The 1,824-nt window shown below is 75.8% G+C and carries 3 protein-coding genes; all 3 read right to left on the reverse strand.

What is annotated here, in order from left to right; translation table 11 throughout:
* Positions 1-295: Ada metal-binding domain-containing protein (locus tag PROKR_RS34435; protein WP_036962592.1), on the reverse strand; the 295-nt coding region annotated here is incomplete at its 3' end.
* Between the two features lie 34 nt (positions 296-329).
* Positions 330-923, reverse strand: coding sequence for a GNAT family N-acetyltransferase (locus PROKR_RS09590; RefSeq protein ID WP_036962594.1), 594 nt, complete (start codon positions 921-923; stop codon positions 330-332).
* Positions 924-996: 73 nt separating this feature from the next.
* Positions 997-1,824, reverse strand: an 828-nt coding sequence (locus tag PROKR_RS09595; RefSeq protein WP_036962596.1) for an SCO7613 C-terminal domain-containing membrane protein, incomplete at its 5' end; no start/stop codon positions are given.

Consider the following 1,824-nt stretch of genomic DNA (forward strand, 5'->3'; position numbering starts at 1 on the left):
CCAGCCGCATCGCGCGGCCGGTGAGGTCGCGGCGCAGGTCCCAGGCCGGTGTGCCCGGCGCGGCCTCGGGCAGGCACCGCTTGCACGCGCGGAACCCGGCCTCGTGCGCGGCGGCGGAAGTCAGGTAGAACCTGACGTTCTCGGCCTTCGGCGTGCGCGCCGGGCACGACGGCCGGCAGTAGATACCGGTGGTGCGGACCGCGGTGTAGAACTGCCCGTCGAAGCGGGAGTCGCGCGCGGCGATGGCGCGGTAGCGCTCGGTGAACGCGGGATCGCGGAGCTCGACGTCGGTCATGCCCACCATCCTGCGCCCGGTCCGGACGCGGTGGCTAGCGGGATTCGGACACGGCAGTGCGGCCCGCCAGCCGCGCCTCGAGCCCTTCGCGGACGCCGGGCCACTCGTCGGACAGGATCGAGAAGTACAGGGTGTCGCCCTCGGAACCGTCCGGGGCGATCCGGTGCGCCCGCAGCCGGCCCTCCTCCTGCGCGCCGAGCCTGAGGATCGCCGCGCGGGACCGCGTGTTCCGCGCGTCGCAGCGCAGCGCGACCCGGCGCAGCTCCAGCACCTCGAAGGCGTGCCGCAGCAGCATCAGCTTGCATGCCGGGTTGGTCGCGCCGGCCCACCAGTCGCGGCCGTAGAACGTGGACCCGATCTCGACCCGCCGCTGCCGGGCGCTGAGCTCGTAGAACCGGGTCGAGCCGCGCACCTCGCCGTCGGGTCCGAGCACCGCGAACGCCAGGTGGTCCGGGGCCGCGAGGGCGGCGTCCACGTACGCCTCCATGGCGGGGACGGTGTCGGGGAGCGCGGTGGTCATGCCGGCCCAGAGCCGGTCGTCGACGAGCCCGGCCAGGGCCGGCGCGTGCCCGTGCGCCAGCGGTTCGAGGCGTACGTCGTGGGCGGCGAGGTGGAGATCGTGCTGCATGGCGTCATCCCACCACGACCGCGACGCCCTGGGCCGCCTTGTCCGCGTCCCGGGCCGCCGCGTGCGGAACCGGTCAGCGCAGGTCCCGCAGGTACGCCGCCGCGCCCCCGTAGCCCTCGGTCCGCCGCTCGTCGAGGGTGGCGATGATGAGCAGCACCCCGCCCGCGGCCGCGAGCGTGAGCATCCACGGCACCGCGGAGATCTCGGTGCCGAGCTGGCTGACGAACACGATCAGCACCTCGACCGGGAGCACCCAGACCCCGAGCAGGAACGGCGCCGCGAGCCCGCGCCGGGACCCCACCAGCACCCCGGTCAGCGCCACGGCGACGACGAACACCGCGCGCCAGGTCTGGGGGTCGGTGAACGTCGCGAGCACCGAGGGCCCGAGCAGCGCCAGGATCCCGGGCCCCAGCAGGGCCCACGAGCCGGTCCAGCCCACCGGCCAGCCGACCAGGGTGCGCTGCGGGACCGGGGCGGAGCCAGGCCCGCTCACCTTGGTCCGGGCCTCCCACTCGCCGAGCGCGAAGCAGCCGGCCACGACGAGCCCCACCCCCAGCGGCACGGAGAACACCTCGACCCGCAGCTCCCGCGGGACCCACGCCGCGATCCCCGCGGCCAGGGCGGCCATCCAGACGGCCCAGGACGGCACGCCCGTGGTGTGCCCGCGCAGGAGCCGCCGCGCGACCACCACCAGGAGCACGAGCAGCGCGACCTCCAGTACCCACAGCGCCGCGATGGCGCCCCAGTGCGGCTCCGTGTTCGCCACGGCCCCCACGGTCAGGAACACCAGCGCCGGGACCCGGCCCGCGGCGTCGAGCACCCGTAGCAGCCGGGCCGACGACGCGCCCCGCCGAACGCCGTTCACCGCCACCAGCGCCAGCGCACCCGCGACGACGGCCCA

Source organism: Promicromonospora kroppenstedtii DSM 19349 (genome assembly GCF_000515355.1).
Classification (GTDB): domain Bacteria; phylum Actinomycetota; class Actinomycetes; order Actinomycetales; family Cellulomonadaceae; genus Promicromonospora; species Promicromonospora kroppenstedtii.

What these genes read in the sequence shown, in the direction of transcription:
- PROKR_RS09590 (WP_036962594.1), bottom strand. Translation starts at nt 923, where the DNA reads ATGCAGCACGATCTCCACCTCGCCGCCCACGACGTACGCCTCGAACCG.